This is a genomic window from Bradyrhizobium tropiciagri, assembly GCF_018130545.1.
Lineage (GTDB): Bacteria > Pseudomonadota > Alphaproteobacteria > Rhizobiales > Xanthobacteraceae > Bradyrhizobium > Bradyrhizobium tropiciagri_A.
Window position 1 is genome coordinate 332,165 of sequence record NZ_JAFCKF010000004.1, and the last position, 19,635, is coordinate 351,799.

Annotated in this window: 14 protein-coding genes and 1 tRNA gene; 13 read left to right on the plus strand and 2 right to left on the minus strand. The window is 64.1% G+C overall.

Annotated elements, in window-relative coordinates; all coding sequences use genetic code 11:
- Window positions 1–59: 59 nt before the first annotated feature.
- The 10 genes from JQ616_RS19180 (at window position 60) to JQ616_RS19225 (ending at window position 8,966) form a co-directional block, all read left to right on the plus strand.
- On the plus strand, window positions 60–497 hold the full coding sequence (locus JQ616_RS19180) for a phasin (protein WP_212016899.1): 438 nt from the start codon (window positions 60–62) through the stop codon (window positions 495–497).
- Window positions 498–685: 188 nt separating this feature from the next.
- Window positions 686–762 (plus strand) — tRNA-His (locus JQ616_RS19185).
- Entirely contained in the window at window positions 720–1,154 is a 435-nt protein-coding gene (locus tag JQ616_RS39670) for an aldehyde dehydrogenase family protein (protein ID WP_349630034.1), read from the plus strand. The genes JQ616_RS19185 and JQ616_RS39670 overlap by 43 nt, the downstream gene beginning before the upstream one ends.
- Before the next feature lie 191 nt (window positions 1,155–1,345).
- A complete protein-coding gene (locus JQ616_RS19195; RefSeq protein WP_249136996.1) occupies window positions 1,346–2,119 on the plus strand; it encodes an enoyl-CoA hydratase/isomerase family protein in 774 nt (257 codons plus the stop codon).
- 53 nt (window positions 2,120–2,172) lie between these two features.
- Window positions 2,173–3,033: an FAD binding domain-containing protein gene (locus tag JQ616_RS19200; RefSeq protein ID WP_212016903.1), complete on the plus strand. Its 861-nt coding sequence runs from the start codon at window positions 2,173–2,175 to the stop codon at window positions 3,031–3,033.
- Between the two features lie 4 nt (window positions 3,034–3,037).
- Window positions 3,038–3,520 carry a (2Fe-2S)-binding protein gene (locus JQ616_RS19205; RefSeq protein WP_212016905.1) on the plus strand — a complete coding sequence of 161 codons (483 nt, stop codon included), beginning with the start codon at window positions 3,038–3,040 and terminating at the stop codon, window positions 3,518–3,520.
- The gene (locus JQ616_RS19210; RefSeq protein WP_212016907.1) at window positions 3,517–4,278 is read left to right on the plus strand and encodes an N-acyl homoserine lactonase family protein; all 762 of its coding nucleotides are present in this window, start codon (window positions 3,517–3,519) and stop codon (window positions 4,276–4,278) included. Before JQ616_RS19205 ends, JQ616_RS19210 begins: the two co-directional genes overlap by 4 nt.
- The gene (locus JQ616_RS19215) at window positions 4,271–6,673 is read left to right on the plus strand and encodes a xanthine dehydrogenase family protein molybdopterin-binding subunit (RefSeq protein WP_212016909.1); all 2,403 of its coding nucleotides are present in this window, start codon (window positions 4,271–4,273) and stop codon (window positions 6,671–6,673) included. The genes JQ616_RS19210 and JQ616_RS19215 overlap by 8 nt, the downstream gene beginning before the upstream one ends.
- Complete coding sequence (locus JQ616_RS19220; RefSeq protein ID WP_212016911.1) at window positions 6,666–7,415, plus strand: SDR family NAD(P)-dependent oxidoreductase; 750 nt, start codon at window positions 6,666–6,668, stop codon at window positions 7,413–7,415. Before JQ616_RS19215 ends, JQ616_RS19220 begins: the two co-directional genes overlap by 8 nt.
- 12 nt (window positions 7,416–7,427) lie before the next feature.
- Complete coding sequence (locus JQ616_RS19225) at window positions 7,428–8,966, plus strand: class I adenylate-forming enzyme family protein (protein ID WP_212016913.1); 1,539 nt, start codon at window positions 7,428–7,430, stop codon at window positions 8,964–8,966.
- Between the two features lie 13 nt (window positions 8,967–8,979).
- Here the strand turns inward: JQ616_RS19225 and JQ616_RS19230 are convergent, their stop codons facing one another.
- A complete protein-coding gene (locus JQ616_RS19230) occupies window positions 8,980–10,020 on the minus strand; it encodes a winged helix-turn-helix transcriptional regulator (protein ID WP_212016915.1) in 1,041 nt (346 codons plus the stop codon).
- Window positions 10,021–10,252: 232 nt separating this feature from the next.
- Here JQ616_RS19230 and JQ616_RS19235 point away from each other — a divergent pair, with 232 nt between their 5' ends.
- The 3 genes from JQ616_RS19235 to JQ616_RS19245 are packed head-to-tail and all read left to right on the plus strand — an operon-like array spanning window position 10,253 to window position 13,530.
- Window positions 10,253–11,434 carry an ABC transporter substrate-binding protein gene (locus JQ616_RS19235; RefSeq protein WP_212017847.1) on the plus strand — a complete coding sequence of 394 codons (1,182 nt, stop codon included), beginning with the start codon at window positions 10,253–10,255 and terminating at the stop codon, window positions 11,432–11,434.
- A complete protein-coding gene (locus JQ616_RS19240; protein ID WP_349630021.1) occupies window positions 11,407–13,053 on the plus strand; it encodes a 4-hydroxyphenylacetate 3-hydroxylase family protein in 1,647 nt (548 codons plus the stop codon). The genes JQ616_RS19235 and JQ616_RS19240 overlap by 28 nt, the downstream gene beginning before the upstream one ends.
- A gap of 36 nt (window positions 13,054–13,089) precedes the next feature.
- Window positions 13,090–13,530, plus strand: a complete 441-nt coding sequence (locus tag JQ616_RS19245) for an SRPBCC family protein (protein ID WP_212016917.1) — start codon at window positions 13,090–13,092, stop codon at window positions 13,528–13,530.
- Window positions 13,531–13,674: 144 nt separating this feature from the next.
- On the opposite strand, the gene JQ616_RS19250 is transcribed toward JQ616_RS19245, so the two are convergent.
- Entirely contained in the window at window positions 13,675–19,089 is a 5,415-nt protein-coding gene (locus JQ616_RS19250; RefSeq protein ID WP_212016919.1) for an autotransporter-associated beta strand repeat-containing protein, read from the minus strand.
- Window positions 19,090–19,635: the final 546 nt, after the last annotated feature.

Here is a 19,635-nt window from a genome sequence, read left to right on the forward strand (position 1 = left end):
ATGGCTCCGGGACGTTCGCAATGGTCACATCTACTCACCCGTTGCGAAGGATTACACGTATGACCAACCCGTCCGATCCGTTCTCCGCCTCAATCATCCCGTTCGAGGTTCCCGAGCAGATGCGCGCGTTCGCCGAAAAGGGCGTGCTGCAGGCCCGCGACAGCTACGCCAAGTTCAAGGACGCCGCCGAGACCCACAACTCGACGGTCGAAGCCGTGTTCACCTCGGTGAGCAAGGGCACCAGCGCGTACTCGGCCAAGCTGATCGAGTTCTTCAAGGCCAACACCACCTCGTCGCTCGACTTCGCCCAGGAGCTGTTCAGCGTGAAGTCGCCGACCGAAGCGGTCGAGCTGTGGACGTCGCACGCCCGCAAGCAGTTCGAGACCTACACCGCGCAGGCCAAGGAACTGGCCGAGCTCGGCCAGAAGGTCGCCAGCGAGACCGCCGAGCCGATCAAGGCCAGCGCCTCGAAGTTTTATCAGCAGCCGGCCGCCTGATCGCGGTCCGCAGGATCTCAGCGAAAGGCCCGGGCCTTGACGGTCCGGGCCTTTTTGCTGGACGAGGGCCCGGCAGAGGCCCGAGATAAGAGCGGAAATCAGCGCGTTACGGCCTTGCCAAAGGGCGGCGTTGCACCTAGTTTCCGCCCGAAATCGCCGCCCCGCCGATGCGGGCCGTGCGTCAGGATGCAGTTGTAGCTCAGTTGGTTAGAGCGCCTGTCTGTGGAACAGGAGGTCGGTGGTTCGAGCCCACCCAACTGTACCAGCCGAATCGGGCGGTTAGCGAAATTCGCCCCACTTCGCGATGCCCCTTGGCTACCAAGTAGCTACCACAACGTCAGCCTTCCTTGGCGGCGGAGACCGCGTGCTGGACAAGCTGCCATCGGCATCGCCAACGACACCAGATATGGTCTGGCTTCCGGAATCTGGACGACGAACCTGTCACGCGCATTGCGGGTTTCGCGGGCGGTCCACGCAGGAACGGTTTGGGTCAACACCTACCGCGCGTCCAGCGCGATGGCGCCGTTCGGTGGCTTCAAGGAGTCCGGATTCGGCAAGGAGCGCGGCGTAGCGGCGTTGGACGAGTTTCTGCAGACCAAGAATGTCATGATCGACTTCTCGAACGAGGAGCGCGATCGGTTTGCGCTGAAGCTGTGAAGCCAGTTCCGTGAACGCGGCACAGCAAATTTAGCTTCGCCAATCATCGGCTTGCGTGAAGCGTGAGGCCGCGAGGTCTCATGCGGCTTGACGTGGTCAAATAAATTAGTCTACTTATGCAAGTAACAGGGAGAACCGGCTGCGCGTCGGAAAATCCGCAAACTCGCCGGCTGGGCGCCAGAGAGGCTACGTTGGAGGACATTCGTATCGAGCGGCGCGGCGGCATCGCCCACGTCATTCTGAACCGGCCTGCCGTGAAGAATGCCGTCACTCTCGCGATGTGGCGCGAATTGGCCGCGATCTTCTCGCGCCTCGCCGGAGACCGCGAGGTTCGCGGCGTCATATTGCGGGGAGCGGGCAAGGACTTTTCGGTCGGCGCCGACATTTCGGAATTCGAGACGATCAGGGAAGATCGTCATCAGGCGGCCGCTTACGAGGTCGCCGTCGACGCCTGCTCGGGCGCAATCGCGGCGCTCGGAAAGCCGGTGGTGGCCGCGATCTCCGGCTACTGTCTCGGAGGCGGTTGCCATCTCGCGCTCGCGTGCGATTTCCGCTTCGCCGATCGCACAGCAACGATCGGGATTCCATCGGCGAAATTGTCGATCGTGTACGGCGTGCACAGCGTACAGCGGCTGCTCGCGCTGACCGGCGTCGCCAATGCGAAGCGGGTACTCTATTCGGCGGACCGCTACCCGGCCGAGACGGCGATGGCGATGGGCCTGCTCGACGAACTGCACGACGATGTCAACGTCGCAGCCGTACGATTCCTGGAGCGGCTGGCTGCCAACGCACCGCTGTCGATTGCGGGCGCCAAGTACATGCTGAACGGTCTCTCGATGGGATCGGGCGCGCTCGACCTCGCCGCGGCGCAGCGGCTGATCGATGCCGCCTCTGACAGCGCCGACTTCAAGGAGGGCCGGCAAGCCTTCGCGGAGAAGCGATCGCCCAATTTTCGCGGCGAGTAGGTCCGGACAGTTAGAGAAGAGACTTGTTAGACAAGAGACTTGGAGGGCGACCGATGAAGCCTGCCAAATTCGACTATGTTTCGCCATCGACGGTGGAGGCCGCCGTAGCGGCGCTGGTCGCTTCGAACGGCGAAGGGAAGCTATTGGCCGGCGGCCAGAGCCTGCTGCCGCTGCTCAACTTCCGGATGGCTCGTCCGAGCATACTGGTCGACCTCAATGGCATCGAGGGACTGTCCTACATCGAGGATCGCGATGACCGCATCGCCGTCGGCGCGCTGACGCGTCATCGCGATCTCGAACATTCGCCGTTGATCGCCTCGAAATTGCCGGTGATGTCGGCGGCGATGCGGCATGTCGCGCACCTCGCCATCCGCAACCGCGGCACCATCGGCGGCAGTCTGTCCCACGCGGATCCCGCCGCCGAACTCCCGATGCTCGCGACGTTCTATGACGCGACAATTCTGGTCCAGGGACCGTCGGGCCGCCGGACGATTACCCCGCGCGAGTTCTTCGTCGACGCGCTGACCAACTGTCTCGAGCCGGAGGAGATCGTGGTGGAGATCGAGTTTCCGGTGCTCAAGCAAGACGGTTGGGCGTTCGAGGAGGTCGCGCGTCGCTTCGGTGACTTCGCACTGGCCAGCATCGCCGTCTCCGTGCTGCGTGGACCGTCCGGATTGGAAGCCGCGCGCGTCGCAGTGATGGGCGTGGCCGACACGCCGCGGCGGTTGGATGAGGCGGAAGCCGCGCTCGTTGCGATGGAGCTCGACGACCGGACGCCCGATCGCTTCTCCGAGGTCGTGGTCTCCCAGGTCTCGCCGAACGATGATCTCCATGCATCGGCCGAATACCGCAAGCATCTGCTGGGGCAACTGGCGAAGCGCGCGTTGCAGACCGCGTTGGCGATGAAGGGCTGATCGGATGACGTCCAACGTATCGGTGACCGTGAACGGCGAAAGCTACCACGTATCGGATGTCGAGCCGCGCATGCTGCTTTCCGACTTCCTGCGCGATCGGCTCGGTTTGACAGGCACGCATGTCGGTTGCGAGCACGGCGTGTGCGGCGCCTGCACGGTTCTGGTCAATGGCGACAGCGCACGGTCCTGCCTGATGTTGGCGATCCAGACCAACGGCGCGGAGATCGTGACGGTCGAGGGGCTAGGATCGCCGGAACATCTCAACGAGCTGCAGGCCCAGTTCCGCGAGCATCATGGGCTGCAATGCGGCTTCTGCACGCCGGGCATGCTGATGACCGGCGAAGATCTGCTCCGGAAGTATCCGCTCGCGACCGACGAGGAGATCCGGGAAGGGCTCTCGGGCAATCTGTGCCGCTGCACCGGATATCAGAACATCGTCGCGGCGATCAGAAGTGCTGCCGCCAAGCGCTCGGAGCAGGCGTCATGAAGCTGAATTTCCTCCCCGCCGGCCGCCTTCGGATGAAGAAGAGCATCTATCTGCCGGGCGCGGACCGCAGCGAAACCATCGATCTTCCGGTCAGCAGCGCGCTGATCCGGCACAAGCAGGGCAACGTGCTGTTTGATACCGGTTGTCATCCGTCCGTGGTCGACGACGCCGAGGGCCGCTGGGGACCGCTGGCCAAGGTCATGCGACCGATGATGACCGCGAGCGAGACCTTGCTGCCGGCTCTCGCATGTACCGGGCTCGGGCCCGATGACATCGATATCGTCGTGAATTCGCACTTCCACCCCGACCATTGCGGCTGCAATCAGTTCTTCAGGAAGGCGACGATGATCGCCCACGCGAAGGAAATCAAAGCTGCCAAGGCTGAGGGCGCCGAGGCAGCGGGCTATCTGAAGGCCGACTGGGACACTGGACAGGCAATCGAGCCGGTGAACGGGGAGAAGGATCTGTTCGGCGATTCCAGCCTCGTGCTGGTGCCGCTGCCGGGCCACACGCCGGGGACGCTCGGCGCGCTCGTCGGGCTCGCGCGCGACGGCCAGTTCCTGCTGGCCTCTGATGCGGTCAGCCTGCGGCAGAACCTCGATAGCGACGCCGCGCCGCGAAACACCTGGAATGTCGAGCAGCAGCTGAAGACGTTCGAGGAGATCAGGCGGATCGAGAAGGGCGGAGCCACCGTCATCTGTGGCCACGACGACCGGCAGTGGCAGAGCTTGCGCAAGGGGTCGGAAGGCTATGAATAGCGACCGGCGCGTAACTCCCTCCGATGTTCTGAGGCCGCGCAACGTCGGTGCGCCGATCAAGCGCACCGAAGATCCGCGTCTTCTGACCGGGAACGGCGAATACACCGCCGACCGCAAGCCGGACCGGCCGCTTCATCTTGCGTTCCTTCGCAGCGGCCAGCCGCACGCGCGGATCGCCCGCATCGATACCGCGGCGGCGCGGCAGGCGTCGGGCGTGGTCGCAGTGCTTGCGGCGGAGGACATCGCCGACGATTTCAAGCCGGTGATCCCATTCTCGCGGATGCCGAACTACTATGCGACGCCGATCCTGCCGCTCGCTTCCGGGAAGGTGCGTTATGTCGGCGAGGCGGTGGTCGCGGTCGTCGCAACCTCGCGCTACCTCGCCGAGGACGCGCTCGAATTGATCGATGTCGAATACGAGCCGCTCGGCGCGATCTCGCGCGCGGAATCAGCGGTCGCCGCCGACGCGCCGCTGCTTCATGAGGCGGCCGGCAGCAATGTGCTGATCGCCCGCGAATTCAAGAAGGGCGATGTGGCCGCGGACCTCCAGGCTGCCGCGGTCAGGGTCGGCGGCCGGTTCGAGATGACGCGCAAGGCGGCGCTCGCGATGGAGCCGCGGAGCTACACAGCCGAGTACGACAAGCGTCGCGACGCCATCACGCTCTATACGTCGTCGAACATTCCCGGAATCGTCCGCGATGCGGTGTCGGAAGCGCTGGGCTTGCCGGGGCACCGCCTGCGGGTGGTCGCGCCCGATGTGGGCGGCAGCTTCGGCTCCAAGGGCTCGCTCTATCCGGAGGAACTGCTGATCTGCATCGCGGCGCGCAAGTTGCGCCGATCGGTCAAGTGGACGGCGGACAGGCTGGAAGATGTGAGCAGCAGCAGCCAGGCCTTTGCCGAAATCGTCGATGCGGAGATGGGGTTCGACGAGAATGGCGTCGCGACCTCGCTGCAGGCCGACGTGATCGGAGATGTCGGCGCCTATTCGATCTATCCCTGGACCTGCGGCCTCGAGCCGGTCCAGGTCGTGAGTTTCCTGCCGGGGCCCTACAAGATCGGGTCGTACCGGGGGGCCGTGCGCGGGGTTGCGACCTGCAAGCCGCCGACCGGCCCCTACCGCGGCGTCGGCCGGCCGATCTCGACCTTCGTCGCCGAGCGTCTGATGGATCTCGGCGCCAAGGCGCTCGGGATCGATCCACTCGAGATCAGGCGGCGCAATCTGGTCCGCCCCGAGGAGTTTCCGTACCGGATCGCGTCCGGAATCATCTGGGACAAGACCGGCTTCATCGAATGTCTGGAGGCCGCCGCCAAGGCGGCGGGTTACGACCAGCTCCGCAGCGAGCAGGCCGAGGCGCGCAAGCAAGGACGCCTGTTCGGTATCGGCATCGCGTCCTACGCCGAGCTGACCGGGATCGGCTCGCGGATCGCGGTGGCGCCGGGGATGCCGATCAACACCGGCTCTGAAACGGCGAAGATCACCATCGACTCGACGGGCGCCATCACCGCCGCATTCGGCGTGGCGTCGCACGGCCAGGGCCTCGAGACCACGTTGGCCCAGGTCGTGGCCGACGACCTCGGCGCCCGGTTCGAGGATGTACGCGTCATCCAGGGCGACAGCGACGAGGTGCCGATGTCGACCGGCACCTTTGCGAGCCGCAGCGCGGTGCTCGGCGGCGGCGCGGCGAAGCACGCCTCGAAACTCCTGCAAGAGAAGATCAAGCGGGTCGCTTCTCACCTGCTGGAAGCCAACGCTGACGACATCGAGGTGACCGAGGGCAAGGCCGTCGTGCTCGGCACCGACCGCATGGTGACGTTCAAGCAGATCGCCAAGGCGGTCTATTCCGACATGAAGACGTTGCCAGTCGATGCCCGCGACGAATTGAGCGCGACTTACACCTACGATCCGATCAACGGGACGACCGCGGCCGCCACGCATATCGCGGTCGTGGAAGTCGATCCGGCGACCTGCTTCGTCCGAATCCTGAAATTCGTCGTCGCCGAAGATTGCGGCCGGATCATCAACCCGATGATCGTCGACGGTCAGGTGCACGGCGGAGTGGCGCAGGGCATCGGGGCCGCGCTGCTCGAGGAGCTGGTCTACGACGAGGACGGCCAACTGCTGACCGCCACCCTCGTCGACTACGTGATCCCGTCGGCGCCTGAAGTGCCGGTCATGGACGTGGTCCATGTCGAGAGCGAGTCCGCGGTGGCGGGCGGCTTCCGCGGCATGGGCGAGGGCGGCACGATCGGTGCGCCGGCCGCGATTGCCAATGCCGTCGCCGATGCGCTGTCGCCGCTCGATATCGATGTCTCGATCCTTCCAATGACGCCGGAACGCATCTTCCAACTGATCGAAACAGCCAAACAGAAATCGAAAGGAAAAACGGATGAATGACTTGAAAGGACGTGTCGCCCTCGTGACGGGCGGCGGACGCGATGTGGGCGCGGCGATCTGCAAAATGCTCGCGGAACAGGGCGCAAGCGTCGCCGTGAACTATCATCGTTCAAAGGGCGAGGCCGAAGCGGTGGTCGCCGGGATCGAGCAGGCCGGCGGCAGGGCGAAGGCCTACCAGGCCGACATCGCGGATGCGGAGGTCGTCAGGAAGATGGTCGCCGACATCAAGAACGATCTGGGCGGGCTGGACATCCTGGTCAACAACGCCGGTCTGGTGTTCCGCAAGCGCTTCAGCGAGAGCACTCCCGACGACTGGAAGAAGCAGATCGATACCTGTCTCTATGGCGCGCTGAATTGCTCGCACAGTGCTGGACCGCTGCTCGAAGCGTCAGGCCATGGACGCATCATCTCGATCATGGGCGACTCGTCCAGGGTCGGCGAGTCCGGGCTGGCGCTGGCCGCGGCCGCGCGCGCCGGGACGATCGCGCTGATGAAGTCGCTGGCCAGGGAATGGGGCCGCTCGGGCGTGACCGCGAATTCGATCTCGCTCGGCCTGATCGAAACCGCTCACGACAAGACCTGGGTCGACGCCAACCGCGACAAGCTGGTCAAGGCCTATGCGATCCGCAGGCTCGGGCTGCCGTCCGACGTCGCGCCCCTCGTCACCCTTCTCGCCTCCGATGCCGGAAGCTGGATCACCGGCCAGGTGATCAGCGTCAACGGCGGATACAGTATGGTCTGAGGGGAGGCGGGCATGCTTCACGTCGATCTGATCGCGCCTGTCGCGACGCTTCTCGAACGTCACGCAAAGCAACGGCCGAACCAGGTGGCGTATTGGGATTCGTCCCGATCCGTCACCTACGGGGAACTCGCCAGGCGGACCGCGTCAATCGCGGCCAACCTGACCAAGGCCGGCCTGCGCGACGGCGACAGGATCGCGATCTACCTGCCGAACGGCATCGATTGGGTCGAGGCATGCTTCGCCGCGCTGCGCGCCGGCGCGGTGATCGTTCCCATCAGCTACGATGCAGCGGAAGGCGAGATCAGCTATCGACTGACCGATGCCGGCTGCGGTTTCGTCGTCACGACGACCGCCAGACAGGAACTGACCGGCAAGATCTTCCGCGATGCCGCGATCGCGCCGACGTGCATTTTCGCCGGGGCTGAGGCAGAAAAATCAGGCATCTCGCTTGCGGGGCTTGCGAGCGGTTGTGACGCGGCACCGGCCGATCCCGATGACATCGATCGCTCGTCCTTCATCATCTACACGTCGGGGACGACCGGGCGGGCGAAGGGCGTGTTGCTGTCGTTGCGCGGCATGCTGTGGATCGCAGCGTCGTGCTGGGCACCGATCGCCGAGCTGACCGCGCAGGACGTCGTGCTGTCGCCGTTGCCGCTGTTCCACTCCTACGGCTTGAATTTGTCGGTGCTGGGCGTGCTCGCCATTGGCGCGAGCGAACACATCATGGAGAAATTCTCGCCGCAGCAGACGCTCGATCTGCTCCAGACCGGGAATTATTCGGTGCTTCCCGGCGTGCCGACCATGTTCCACTATCTCCTGCACCGCGCCGAGGAGACCGGCGTCGAACGCCTCGGCACCATCCGCCTCTGCATCTCCGCCGGCGCCATCATGCCGGCGACCCTCAACCGCGCCTTTGAGGAACGCTTCAAGACCCGCCTCCTGGACGGCTACGGCATCACCGAGACCTCGACCATGGTGACGATGAACTGGTTGCACGGCGCCCGGCCGATGGGATCGTGCGGGCTCCCCGTGCCAGGCCTGGCCGTACGCATCGTTGATCCGTCGGCTGCGGACGTTCCGATCGGCGAAGAGGGCGAATTGATCGTCCGCGGACCGAACCTGATGCAGGGCTATCACAACAAGCCGCAGGAGACCGCGTCCGCGCTCCGCAAGGGCTGGTATCACACCGGCGACCTCGCGAAGTCCGACCCGGCCGGCTACCTGACCATCACGGGCCGGATCAAGGAACTGATCATCCGTGGCGGCCAGAACATCGCGCCCGCCGAGATCGAGGAGGTCGTGGTGCGGTTTCCCGCGGTCAAGGACTGCGCGGTCGTCGGCGTGAAGCATGCGACGCTGGGGGAGGTGCCGTGCCTCTTCGTGGTCGCCAACGAAAACGGGTTCGACGTCGCCGCGCTGATGGATCATTGCCGCGCGCATCTGTCAGCCTACAAGATTCCCGAGGCGACCCATCTGGTTGGCGAAATTCCGAGGACGGGCTCCGGAAAGATCATGCGCTTCAAGCTGGTCGAAGCATTGAACCAGGGTTGACCGGCGATCCGGATCAATCGACCGAGCGCGGCCCGAGTGCACCGAATGATTTGGGATCGTAGGCCAGCCGGTACCGCATGTCGGCGGCGACGATCGGCTGCTTGCAGCGGTCGCAGTCGACCGAAGGCTCGAAGTCGTGGCCGCATCTGAGGTGGGTGAGGATCAGCGGCGGTTTTCCTCGCGACAGCCAACGGTCGCCCCACCGCAGCATCGCGATGAACGGACCGTAGAGGTCGCGCCCCATGTCGGTGAGCAGATATTCGTAGCGGTCTGGAGAGCTCTGATACTGCCTTCGATAGAAGACGCCGCTGGCGACCAGGCGGTTCAGTCGATCGGTCAGGATGTTCGGCGCGATCGCAAGCTCAGTCAGGATCTTGTCGTAGCGACGGTTGCCGAAGAAGCCCTCGCGGACAACCATGAAGCTCCATTTGTCGCCGATGATCTCGAGTGCGCGCGACACCGAGCTCGGACGGCCATGCACGAACCGGCTGCCGTCGGAAGGCCGCCTGGTGTTGCGGCCCGCCTTGGCGGGACTGCGTCCGGCGCCGGGTCCGTCGCGATATTTTGCGTCGCGGGCGCCGACACCTTCACCGCAATGCGAGCAGGTGACGATGGGATGGCTGTCGCAACCGCAGCTGGTGTGAATCAATGTCAGCGGCGGAGGCTTGCCCTTGGCCAGCCAGCGATCTCCGAACTGCATCAGGGCGATGAAGCTCGGATAGAGATCGAACCCCATCTTCGTCAGCCGGTACTCCTTGCGTTGCGAGAATCCGGGCGCGACCTGGCGAAAGATCGCGAGCTGGGTCAGCTTCTTCAGCCGATCCGTCAGCGTCGCGCGCGGGATTCCGAGCGCGGAGCGGAATGCCTCGAACGTCTGCGTTCCGAAGAAGGCCTCGCGGATGATCAGGAACGCCCAGGCATCGGAGACGATGTCCAGCGTGCGCGCGACCGAGCAATTGCGTTCGGTTCGAGCGACGGCGGTCCGGACCGCAGCCGCCGCTGACCTCGGCTTCGGCGAGGCTTTGGCGGTCAGGGGCTTGGCGGCAGCGGGCATTCCGGAAGGTCCATTGATGCAGACACCGCGACCGCGGTGGCCCTCGAAAGTTGCGCACCTCTAGCACATCGGCGCGATTGACTCGCCGGAAAACTAAGTCTAGTTATGCATGTTACATAAGTCTAGTTATGCTAGTTATAAAAGATTGCAAACAACAACATAGGAACGCAAGGGGAGGAGTGTCATGACGCTGAGGATTGGAAGCATCCTGATCGCGACGGCGGTGATTGCGATGGTCAATGGCGGTGCCGGCGCGCAAACGGCGGCGGTCTCCGACGATGTCGTAAAGATCGGCGTGCTGACCGACATGTCGGGTCAGTTCTCGCATGAATCCGGCGAAGGGGCGGTGACGGCGGTGAAGATGGCCGTCGAAGATTTCGGCGGCAAAGTGCTGGGCAAGCCGATCGAGGTGCTCGTCGCCGATCACCAGAACAAGCCGGACACCGCTTCGGCGCTGGCGCGAAAGTGGTTCGACGTCGATCGCGTCGACATGATCGGTAACCTGATCAATTCCTCGATTGCGCTCACCGTTTCCGGACTGGCGAAGGAAAAGAACCGGATCGCGATCATCAACGGCTCCGGGTCGTCCCGTCTGACGGGCGACGCCTGTACGCCGAACAGCGTTCACTATGCTTACGACACCTACGCGCTGGCGCGCGGCACCGGCAGCGCGCTCGCCAAGGACGGCAAGAAGTCGTGGTACTTCCTGACGGCGGACTACGCGTTCGGGCATGCGCTCGAAGCCGACACGTCCGCGGTCGTCAAGGCACTGGGAGGCACGGTCGTCGGAGCGACCCGCTATCCGCCCGACTCCTTCGATCAGTCCTCGTTCCTGCTGCAAGCGCAGTCGTCGAAGGCGCAGGTCGTGGCGCTGGCCGGCTCCGGCAACGTGCTGGTGAACTCGATCAAGTCGGCGCAGGAATTTGGCATTCCGTCCGGCGGACAGACGCTCGCAGGTCTTTTGGTCTGGATCACCGATATCAAGAGCATGGGACTGTCGGCCGCGCAGGGACTGGTTCTCACCAACGCGTTCTACTGGGATCGTGATGATGAAACCCGGGCCTGGTCCAAGCGCTTCTATGAACGGATGAAGCGGATGCCGCACATGGGCGATGCCGGCGACTATTCGTCGACCATGCATTATCTCCGAGCGGTGCAGGCCGCGGGCACGGACGAAGCGCAGGCCGTCATGAGCAAGATGCGCGACATGCCGATCAACGATTTCTTCGCCAAGAACGGCCGGATCCGCGAAGACGGCCGCATGGTGCACGACATGTACGTCTACGAGGTCAAGAAGCCGTCCGAGTCGAAGGGCGAGTGGGATTTCTACAAGCTGCGGGAAGTGATTCCCGGCGATCAGGCATTCCGTCCGCTCAAGGACAGTGCGTGCCCGCTGGTGAAGAAGGCCGGCTGAAGCACAGCGACAACACGAGCCCGGGTGCGGTCGCATCCCGGGCCTGCACCGAAGGAGACCTCGTGATCGATCAGGACGTTATCGCCGCGCATTCCGCCGGACCCGCGAAGCCGATCCGCTCCGGCGCCGAGTATATCGAGAGCCTCAGGGGCCGCGGGTTGAAGGTCTATCTGATGGGCGAGCGGGTCGAGGAGCCGGTCGACCATCCCATCATCAGGCCTTCGATCAATGCGGTGGCAAGAACCTATGATCTTGCCAACGAGGATCCGGAGCTGGCTTCCGCGCTCTCGCCGCTGACTGGCGATCGCGTGAACCGCTTCCTGCACATCTCCGCCAGTTCCGCCGATCTCGTCATGCAGAACAAGATGCAGCGCCGGCTCGGGCAACTTACGGGCACCTGTTTTCAACGCTGCGTCGGCATGGATGCGCTCAATTCGCTGCATTCGGTGACCTACGATCTCGATCAGAAATACCAGACCTCGTATCACGCGCGGTTCACCAGCTTCCTCGCCCGCGTACAGCGTGCAAATGCGGTCATCGGCGGCGCGATGACCGACGTGAAGGGCGATCGCGGCAGATCGCCGTCACAGCAGGCGGATCCGGATCTCTTTCTCCACGTCGTGCGGCGCACGGCCGACGGCGTCTATGTCAGCGGCGCGAAGGCGCACCAGACCGGCTGCCTGAATTCGCACTGGCTGATCGTGATGCCCACGATGAGACTGGAGGCCCCCGACACGGACTACGCCATCGTCGGCGCGATTCCGGTCGACGCCGAGGGCATCACCTACATTTATGGCAGGCAATCCTGCGACACGCGCAGCGCCGAAGCGGGAGACATCGACGCCGGCAACGCGCAGTTCTCGGGTCAGGAGGCGATGATCATCTTCGATGACGTCTTTATCCCGACGGAGTTCATCTTCCTCGACGGTGAATTCGAGTTTGCCTCAACGCTGGTCGAGCGGTTCACCTGCTATCACCGCCGCAGCTACGTCTGCAAGTCGGGGGTCGGCGACGTACTCATCGGCGCCGCGGCTACTGTCGCCGATTACAATGGCGTCGAACGCGTCTCGCACGTGCGCGACAAGCTCGTCGAAATGACCCATCTCAACGAAACGATCTACGGGACCGGTATCGCCGCGAGCCACCAGGGGAGCGCCATGAAGTCAGGCGCCTATCTGCCGGACGAGATGCTCGCGAACGTCTGCAAGCATCATGTCACGCGCTTTCCATACGAGATCGGCCGCCTCGCGCAGGATCTGGCTGGCGGCTTGATGGTTACGCTCCCCTCGGAACGGGACCTGCGGCACGAGACGATCGGGCCTCTGGTCGAGAAGTACCTGAAAGGCCGTCCGGAGGTTGCGACCGAGGATCGGATCCGGGTTCTGCGCCTGGTCGAGAACATGACGCTCGGAAGGAATGCGGTGGGATATCTGACGGAATCCATGCATGGTGCTGGATCACCGCAAGCGCAAAGAATTCAGATCGCCCGCTCGATGCAGATCGAGTTCAAGAAGGGGCTGGCGAAAGCTCTGGCCGGCGTTTCGAATGCCTCGCGCGAGGAAATCTCACGCGACCTTTCAACGTACATGGCGCGCGTATTCGCACCGGCCCGCAATTGAATCGGAAAGCGTAGGCTTAGGAAATCGGAGAGTGCTATGGCGATGACGATGAACGGGGAAATCCAGCTTGCCGCGCCGAGAGAGCTGGTTTGGAAGAAGCTGAACGACAGCGATGTCCTGAAGGCTTGCATCCCCGGATGTGAGGAGTTGGAGAAGACCGACGATCAGGGCTTTCGTGCCGTCGCCAGGATGAAGGTCGGCCCGGTGTCCGCGCGATTTCGCGGAAAGGTCACCCTGAGCGATCTCGATCCTCTCAACGGATACAAGATCTCGGGCGAAGGTGAGGGCGGTGTGGCGGGCTTTGCGAAGGGCGCAGCCAAGGTTGATCTTGTCGAACGAGAGGGAGGCACGCTCTTGAGCTACCACGTTGACGCGCAGATCGGAGGCAAGCTGGCGCAGCTGGGGCAACGATTGATCAATGGGACCGCCAAGAAGCTTGCGGACGAGTTCTTCGCCAATTTCGCACGCGCCCTCTAGTTGGAGGTTCGCTTTGCAATTCTGATCATTTGCCCGATTGATCGATCGTCATGTGCGCCATTGTTAGCCCAAAGCCATTCGCTGTGCCACCGTACGCTTGTCGTCCTCGCGCCGAGCGCTGATCGTCGCGCAAAATCGAACCACTCACCACGCATAGCGCACGACACCCTTGCCGGCGTAGGACGAGGTGATGTTCGAGAACTCGCCCTCGAACGTGACGGCCGCGGACCAGTTGCTGGTCCATCTCATTTCGGCCGACACCGTCGTTAGCGCGGAGTCGCTTGCTTGCGCGGCACCATTTACGACGAAGCTCGCGCCCGGCAGCGATTGGAATGTCGTCGCGATGGAGCGATCCGGATCGAATTCATGCGCCCAGGCAAAGCGCGTGCGCAGCATCAGAACGCCGTCGGTCATGGCAAAGGATTTGTCGGTGCGGATACCCACCTCGCTGCGCGCGTCGGTGACGCTCTTCGCGGCGTACGCGAGCGCAAAATTCGGCGTGCCGGTCACCACGCTCTCGGTATAGGCCGGCAGATCGAAGGCGGTGAACTGGCCTGCCGCGTAGGGCGCCAAACCTAGTCCCCCGAATGCCGGGACGACGAAGCGATATCCACTTTCGACCCGGCTCGACCACGCATTGGCATTGAACTCGGCCCGCAGGTGATCGATGCCGGCCGCCGTTACGATGCGGTCGGTCGTGACGTCCTGCCAGCCATAGGCGAGCGCGCCCGTGATGTAGGCCGGACCGAAATTGTGGCGAATGAAGGCGCCGGCCTGGAACAGATCGGAGCGGCCATAGCCGAGACCATTGACATTGAAGTTCGTGCCGCCGCCCGCCAGCGCGAAGCCCGCGAGCGTGTCCGGCGAGAAGCGATAATCCGCGCCAACCGCCGTGCCGTAGATACTGCTCGTCGTGTTGTTGGAACCCACGACCGGATCACCACTGGTCGTCTGTGAGCCGCCGAAACCAGCCGCCCAAACACTCCATCGCTGCTCGAATGTCGGCTGCACCGGCGCCTTTGTGTACATCGCAGCATAGGCGCTCCGATCGTCGGGCGACCGGCCTTTCGCGGCATAGGCAAGGCTGTCCGCCGCATACGCGTTCGGCGTGCCGCCCGCGCCTGCGGCATCGCCGCGACCGGCGACGAACGGATCCGTCATGACGCCCATGAACAGGTTCATCGCATCGAACGTCGTCTGCTGCGAAGCCGTTGCGCTCTCGCCCGAGGCCTGCGTCAGGCCCGAAGGCGTCAGGGCGCCAAACACGATCGGGACCCTTCCGAGCGTGTTGAAGGAGTTGATCAAGGCGTTGGAGACATTGCGTTGGTTGACGGTCAGCGCCGTCGGCGGGGCGAAGTTCAGCGCCAGATCGAGATAAGCGTGCGTGGCGTCGTAGCTCAGGCTCGACGTGAAGCCCGACGGCAGGTTCGTGTTGGCCAGCGCGTTGAACGAGCCGCCGATGCCGCCTGCCGCGCTGACGATGGTGTATTGCTTGGCGACATAGCTGCCCGAGCTGAAGAAGGCCTGGACCGAGGCTCCGCCCAGCGTAGCCGCACCCGAAGCCGTGACGAACGTGGCGGTCTGCGGATTGAGCGCGATCTGGTAGAACGCGCCCGAGGAGAACGCCAGGCTGCCGTTGACCGTCATCGAGGTCCCCGGCGTGCCGTTGCCCGGCGCGAACACCGCACCGTTGCCGACCGCAAGGTTTCCGATCGACCCGGTGCCGAGCAAGGCGCCGCCCGAGATCGTGGTGGTCCCGTTGATCGCGCCGGTGTTGTTGAAGGTCCCGCCCGTGTTGGTGAGGCCGCCATTCAGCGTGCCGGCGTTGCTGGCCGTCCCGCTGTTGGTCACAAGTCCCGATACGGTCGCCCCCGCATCATTGATGAAGGTGCCGGCGGTCGCGATCGTACCCGTCCACGTCCCGTTATTGGTGATGCTGCCGCTATTGCTTGCGACGTTGGCGAAATAGGCGCCGTTGTTCGTCACCGTGCCGGCATTGTTGAGGTCATCATGCACCGTGCCGCCCGCGGCCACCGTGATGACGCCCGTGGCCGCGTTGGTGACCGAGCCGAACGTCGCCGAGCCGCCGGCATCGACGAGCACGTTCGCCGAGTTCGTCAGGGACGAACTGTTGGTGATTGCGCCTCCGTTGCCGATCACGAGCGTACCGTCACTGACGGTCGTCGCGCCGCTGTAGCTGTTGGCGCCCGTCAGCGCCAGTGTGCCGGCGCCGAGCTTGGCGAGGCCGCCGCTACCAGAGAGCTGCTGGTTCACCGTGAACGTGTTCGCGGCATTGGCGATGTCGAAGCCGCCGCCATTGCTACCGAGTGTGATAGCGCGGGTCGTCGAGCTGAAGCTTGTCCCCGTCACCTGCAGAATGCCGCCATTGAGCGTCAGTCCACCTGACGAATCGCCGAGATTGGCGTTGGAGCTGACGGAGAGCCTGCCGCCGGAAATGACGGTGCCGCCGCTGTACTGGTTGGTGCCGGTCAGGACCAGGGTGCCAAAATCGGTCTTGTTCAGCCCCGCCGTTCCCTGGATCACGTTGTCGATGGTGGCGGTGGCGCCCGCGCCCACGCGCACCACCGGCATGCTGCCTTGCCCGACCAGGGTCAGCGCGCCGCCCACCAGATGATAGCCGTCGGTCACGAACTGCATGCCGGTGGCGCTGACCGCACCCTGGCTATTGTCCACCGTAACCGTGCCGGACGGGCCGCCGAAGATGGCGAAGCCTGGCTGCGGTGACATGGATCCGACGAATTGCCCCGTCGTATCGCTCCATGTGTTGGAAAAAAGGCTCCAGGTACCGCTGCCGCCACCGAGATGACCGACACTGGCCTGACCGTTGCCGTCCCATATACTGAGCGTGAGGTTCTGCGCGTCGATCAGATTGATCTGTCTGTCGACCGTGAGGATCTGCAATGACGTGCCGGCCGGAGGGGCAAAGCCGCCACCCGTGATGTCCAGCGAGGAGCCCCACGAGAAGAGCTCGTAGAGGCCTGGTCCCATGCTTCCGAGATTGTTCACAACGAGCGTGGAACTACCGATTGATAAATTGTCGTGCACGACGACGTGGTCGCTCTGGCCCGGCGTGGTGAAGTTCGGGCCGGGCGCGCCGAAGTCAAAAACAAGTCGTGAGCCGTCGCCGATAGAGAGGCTGCCACCGATGGTGATCGAGCCCAGCTGCGATGCGACGCCAGGCATCAGCACGCCGCCATTGGAGAGCGTGACACTGCCCTGGATTGCGCCGTAGCCAGCCAGCGTGCCGCCTTTGACGCTTACGTCGCCAGCTATTGTGGCGAGGTCGTGCGGCTCACTGTCGCCGACAGTAAGCGTGGCGCCGGAGGCAACCGTGGTAAGACCGGTGTAGGTGTTGGCGCCGTTCAACGTCAGCGCGCCGCCGCTGATGAAAAGCGAGCCGCCGGTCGTATTGTTGATGCCGCCATCCGCGATGATGCCGTCGAAAGTGCCCGAGCCACCCGTGATCGTCAGTGTCTTCGAACCGAGCGACACTGTCCCGGTTTGCCCCGCAGCGGTGTTGCCGAGCGTCGCGATCGATGCGCCCGAATTGGTCTGCGAGATATCGAATGTCGTGCCTGTCGCCAGATTGACAGCACTTGACGTCGCGATCGAGCCCGTCCCTGAGAGCGCCAGCGTGCCGTTGTTGATGCTCGTGGCGCCGCTATAGGTGTTGGCGCCGGACAAGGTGAGACTCGTGCCGCTATTCGACAAACTGAGCGCAACCGTCGCCGTCGAGCCGTCGATGATGTGGCCCGAGAAGGTCGATGCCGTCCCGCCACCGATTGCGAGCGTATTTCCACCCGATGCGCCGCCGTTGGTTACCGTGCCGCCGCCGGATAGTGATGCGATGGTTTGATTAAAGCCGCCGAGATCGAGCACGCTCCCGGCAAAGACCGAAACGGCAGATGCGCTACCGAAGGCGTTCGACGCCCCGCCCTTGAGCGTGACCGCGCTGCCCGAAGCGGTGCCGCCTATATTCGTCGTCCCGGCGTAAGTCGCATTCGCCGTCGTGACCGTGAGGAGATCCGTCGCTGCGCTGTTGCCGGTCCCCAGCACATTGAAGGTCGTGCCCGCTGCACCGGTAAAGGTCGGCATCGAGCTCGCCCCCGCGACCGTGATATCCGGATCGCCGCTGCCGCTGACGGTATTTGTGATCGCGACATTGTTGAGCCCCAGCGTCGAGCCGACCTGCAGCGCTACGTTTCCAGTTCCGGCGCCCGTATTGCTGGACAGGTTCAGGGTGCTGCCGGAATTGACCGTGGTGCCACCGCTGAACGAATTGGCGCCGGAGAGCGTGACCGAATAGCCGCTATCGGTCGTGACGATCAGGGAGCCCGATCCCGTGATGGCATTCGAATAAGTCGCGCTGCCCGTCGCGCCGCCACCCGTGGTCTGCAAGAGGCTGAGCGTACCGGAATTGGCGTTCGAAATGCTGATATTGCCCGTGTAGCTGGCACCGGCATTCGTCGTCAGTGTATTGCTGCCGCCGGTAAAGGCGAGCGCATCGGCCCTGGTCGATCCGTCGCCGGAAAGGCCGCCGGTGATCGCGCCGCTGTTGATCAGCGAGATAAAGGAGCCGGTCACCCCCGCGCCGCCGGCGCCCGCGGCGCCGTTCGTCAGACCCGAACCTGCTGCGCCGCCGCTTCCTCCGATAATGGTCGCGGCATTATTGATGTAGTTCGTGTAATAGGTGCCGCTATTGAAGAAGACCCTTACGAACAAGCCGGCACCGCCAGCACCGCCATTGCCGCCGACGCCACTGGGGCTCGAACCACCCGCTCCACCATCGCCAGCCGTGAACCGCGCGGTAGACAGTGTTGAGAGGGCGTAAGAGCCCGGGACAGAAATTACCAACCCGCTGCCGCCGGCGCCGCCCGCGCCACCGAAGCTCGAAACACCGGTTCCGGCACCGCCGGCCCCACCCAGTCCGCCATTGACGAGATTCAAATTGCTGATGCTCGTCTGTCCGCTCGGACCACCCGTAATATAGACGCCTACCCCTCCGTCACCGCCGCCACCGGGACCGAACGCCGTACCGCTCGAGCCGCCGGCACCGCCGGTGCCCCCCGTAGCGGCGCTATTGGCGGGCAACGCACCGGCCGCGGAGTTCACGATCAGCGCAAAGCCACCTTCGCCACCCCCGCCGCCCGCGCCTTGGGAGCCGCCATTGCCACCTGCTCCCCCCACACCTCCGGTCATAGTCGTGGGGTATGGCGTACCGACTACCGCCGACGTCTGGACTGCAATGCCGCCGCCACCTCCTCCGCCGGCGCCGCCCAAACCATTGGCGTCGCCGCCGGCGCCGCCAGCGCCGCCGGCGCCAAAGACGGCAGCGCCGCCCGGCCCATAAGATCCTCCGGCTTGCTGCGTACCACCGGACGTGGTGCCATAACCGCCGAAGCCGCCATAGCTCCCATCAGCGCCGCCACCACCACCGCCACCGCCGCCACCAGCGTTTGAATTGTTCGTACCGTCACTGCCGGGCGTGAGGCCGCTCGGGCCGGAAGCGCCAGTGCCGCCCGGCGCGGGACCATTCACGCCCGCGCCACCGGTCCCTCCTGCTGCGAGGACTGGGCTAGACAAAGTCAAGGCCATGCCCGCAATCGACAAAACCGTTCGAAGCGGCTGCCGGACCTTTCTCACTTGACCCGCTGCGGGAGAATTCTCCCAACAGGTGAAGCACGCCGCACAACAGCTCTGTTGGGAACAAATCCGGTTATCGTGTCGCTGCGCGTAGGTCAGCAGCCGATCGCCCCATCCAATCCGAAACCGCACGCCATAACCCCCACTCATCGCCAGCACGCCGACTGGTCTTGGTGGCAACTATACCGAGAGGAACGATGAACGAATGTGCCCGGAGTCTCACGAAGCGCGAAATTTGAGCGATGTCGAAGCGGATTTTTCTGCGTCGCTTTACCGGTTTCGAAATACACCGGGAGCCAGACCAATGCGTTGCGAAGATTTTGATGACAATGCGGCTCCTAGGCCAACTGACGTCGGAAGAGTGCGCACTGCTCGACCAAGCTCGCATCCGGCGACACTGCCCGCTTTGACCGCCTGCGCCTAGCGAACGGGGGCTTTAAA

Coding starts and splice junctions, on each gene's coding strand:
- JQ616_RS19235 (WP_212017847.1), top strand. CDS start 10,253: ATGGTCAATGGCGGTGCCGGCGCGCAAACGGCGGCGGTCTCCGACGAT.
- JQ616_RS19180 (WP_212016899.1), top strand. CDS start 60: ATGACCAACCCGTCCGATCCGTTCTCCGCCTCAATCATCCCGTTCGAG.
- JQ616_RS19205 (WP_212016905.1), top strand. CDS start 3,038: ATGACGTCCAACGTATCGGTGACCGTGAACGGCGAAAGCTACCACGTA.
- JQ616_RS19210 (WP_212016907.1), top strand. CDS start 3,517: ATGAAGCTGAATTTCCTCCCCGCCGGCCGCCTTCGGATGAAGAAGAGC.
- JQ616_RS19225 (WP_212016913.1), top strand. CDS start 7,428: ATGCTTCACGTCGATCTGATCGCGCCTGTCGCGACGCTTCTCGAACGT.
- JQ616_RS19230 (WP_212016915.1), bottom strand. CDS start 10,020: ATGCCCGCTGCCGCCAAGCCCCTGACCGCCAAAGCCTCGCCGAAGCCG.
- JQ616_RS19220 (WP_212016911.1), top strand. CDS start 6,666: ATGAATGACTTGAAAGGACGTGTCGCCCTCGTGACGGGCGGCGGACGC.
- JQ616_RS19245 (WP_212016917.1), top strand. CDS start 13,090: ATGGCGATGACGATGAACGGGGAAATCCAGCTTGCCGCGCCGAGAGAG.
- JQ616_RS19200 (WP_212016903.1), top strand. CDS start 2,173: ATGAAGCCTGCCAAATTCGACTATGTTTCGCCATCGACGGTGGAGGCC.
- JQ616_RS19215 (WP_212016909.1), top strand. CDS start 4,271: ATGAATAGCGACCGGCGCGTAACTCCCTCCGATGTTCTGAGGCCGCGC.